The organism is Acetoanaerobium pronyense (assembly GCF_017874355.1).
GTDB lineage: Bacteria > Bacillota > Clostridia > Peptostreptococcales > Filifactoraceae > Acetoanaerobium > Acetoanaerobium pronyense.
In genome coordinates, this window is sequence record NZ_JAGGLI010000078.1 from 1 (window position 1) to 1500 (window position 1500).

14 tRNA genes are annotated in these 1500 nt (G+C 50.3%); all 14 read left to right on the forward strand.

Features of this window, described 5'->3' with window-relative positions:
* Positions 1–21 precede the first annotated feature (21 nt).
* The 14 genes from J2Z35_RS14545 (at position 22) to J2Z35_RS14610 (ending at position 1297) form a co-directional block, all read left to right on the forward strand.
* Positions 22–95, forward strand: a tRNA-Gly gene (locus tag J2Z35_RS14545).
* A gap of 13 nt (positions 96–108) precedes the next feature.
* Positions 109–185: transfer RNA gene (locus tag J2Z35_RS14550), tRNA-Arg, on the forward strand.
* Between the two features lie 13 nt (positions 186–198).
* A tRNA-Gln gene (locus tag J2Z35_RS14555) sits at positions 199–274 on the forward strand.
* A 3-nt stretch (positions 275–277) separates the two neighbouring features.
* Positions 278–353: transfer RNA gene (locus J2Z35_RS14560), tRNA-Lys, on the forward strand.
* A gap of 14 nt (positions 354–367) precedes the next feature.
* A tRNA-Ser gene (locus J2Z35_RS14565) sits at positions 368–456 on the forward strand.
* An 8-nt stretch (positions 457–464) separates the two neighbouring features.
* Positions 465–556 (forward strand) — tRNA-Ser (locus J2Z35_RS14570).
* A 32-nt stretch (positions 557–588) separates the two neighbouring features.
* Positions 589–665 (forward strand) — tRNA-Pro (locus J2Z35_RS14575).
* Between the two features lie 4 nt (positions 666–669).
* Positions 670–746, forward strand: a tRNA-Ile gene (locus tag J2Z35_RS14580).
* Positions 747–768: 22 nt separating this feature from the next.
* A tRNA-Trp gene (locus tag J2Z35_RS14585) sits at positions 769–843 on the forward strand.
* 24 nt (positions 844–867) lie between these two features.
* Positions 868–944: transfer RNA gene (locus J2Z35_RS14590), tRNA-Pro, on the forward strand.
* Positions 945–948: 4 nt separating this feature from the next.
* Positions 949–1025 (forward strand) — tRNA-Ile (locus tag J2Z35_RS14595).
* A 29-nt stretch (positions 1026–1054) separates the two neighbouring features.
* Positions 1055–1131, forward strand: a tRNA-Ile gene (locus tag J2Z35_RS14600).
* A gap of 7 nt (positions 1132–1138) precedes the next feature.
* A tRNA-Phe gene (locus tag J2Z35_RS14605) sits at positions 1139–1214 on the forward strand.
* A gap of 6 nt (positions 1215–1220) precedes the next feature.
* Positions 1221–1297, forward strand: a tRNA-Met gene (locus J2Z35_RS14610).
* The last annotated feature ends 203 nt before the right edge of the window (positions 1298–1500 follow it).

Genomic DNA, 1500 nt, shown 5'->3' on the forward strand with positions numbered 1-1500 from the left:
CCAGCTCCCTCCACCAAATATGCGGGTGTAGCTCAGTGGTAGAGCCCCTGCCTTCCAAGCAGATTGCGAGGGTTCGATTCCCTTCACCCGCTCCATTTATTTTAATATGTGCCTGTAGCTCAGCTGGATAGAGCACCGCCCTTCTAAGGCGGGTGTCAGGAGTTCGAATCTCTTCAGGCACACCAATTTAATTAATACTGGGGATTAGCCAAGTCGGTAAGGCACCAGACTTTGACTCTGGCATGCGTAGGTTCGAGTCCTGCATCCCCAGCCATAAGACCCATTAGCTCAGTCGGCAGAGCACCTGACTTTTAATCAGGGTGTCCCGCGTTCGAGTCGCGGATGGGTCACCAAATAAAACTATCATGGAGGGGTGTCCGAGCGGTTTAAGGAGCTGGTCTTGAAAACCAGTGACTCCGAAAGGGGCCGTGGGTTCGAATCCCACCCCCTCCGCCATGAATTATGGAGAAGTACTCAAGTGGCTGAAGAGGCTCCCCTGCTAAGGGAGTAGGCCTGGCTAACGGGCGCGAGGGTTCAAATCCCTCCTTCTCCGCCATTAAAACATCAATTATATCCAATGAAATAATACGAGGTGTAGCGCAGTTTGGTAGCGTACGTGGTTTGGGACCATGGGGCCGGGGGTTCGAGTCCCTCCACCTCGACCATTAAGGGCTTATAGCTCAGGTGGTTAGAGCGCACGCCTGATAAGCGTGAGGTCGCTGGTTCGAGTCCAGCTAAGCCCACCACCATAACCATGAACGCCAATGTAGGGGCGTAGTTCAGTGGTAGAACGTCGGTCTCCAAAACCGAATGCCGTGGGTTCAAATCCTGCCGCCCCTGCCAATAAAAAACGATAGAAACTTAATACGAGGTGTAGCGCAGTTTGGTAGCGTACGTGGTTTGGGACCATGGGGCCGGGGGTTCGAGTCCCTCCACCTCGACCATTAAGGGCTTATAGCTCAGGTGGTTAGAGCGCACGCCTGATAAGCGTGAGGTCGCTGGTTCGAGTCCAGCTAAGCCCACCATCAAAACTTAAAAAAGTTTATAAAAACATGGGCCTTTAGCTCAGTTGGTTAGAGCGCCCGGCTCATAACCGGTAGGTCTGGGGTTCGAGTCCCTGAAGGCCCACCATGTTTTTGCCCAGATAGCTCAGTCGGTAGAGCAGAGGACTGAAAATCCTCGTGTCGGTGGTTCGATTCCGCCTCTGGGCACCATTTTATGGCGGCATAGCTCAGATGGCTAGAGCGTTCGGTTCATACCCGAAAGGTCACAGGTTCGATCCCTGTTGCCGCTACCATTAAATCTGACAAACGTTTTCAAAAAAAGTTATTGACATTATAAAAGTCAGATGATATATTAATACATGTCCTCAGCAGAGGAAGGCAAAACGGCCAAGTGGCCAACTTATGAACCTTGAAAACTGGATAGTAAACCATAAATAGCTTCTTAATTGAAGCAACACCATTTATGAAATAAGTCAGTTAATTTTAACTGAGTTTT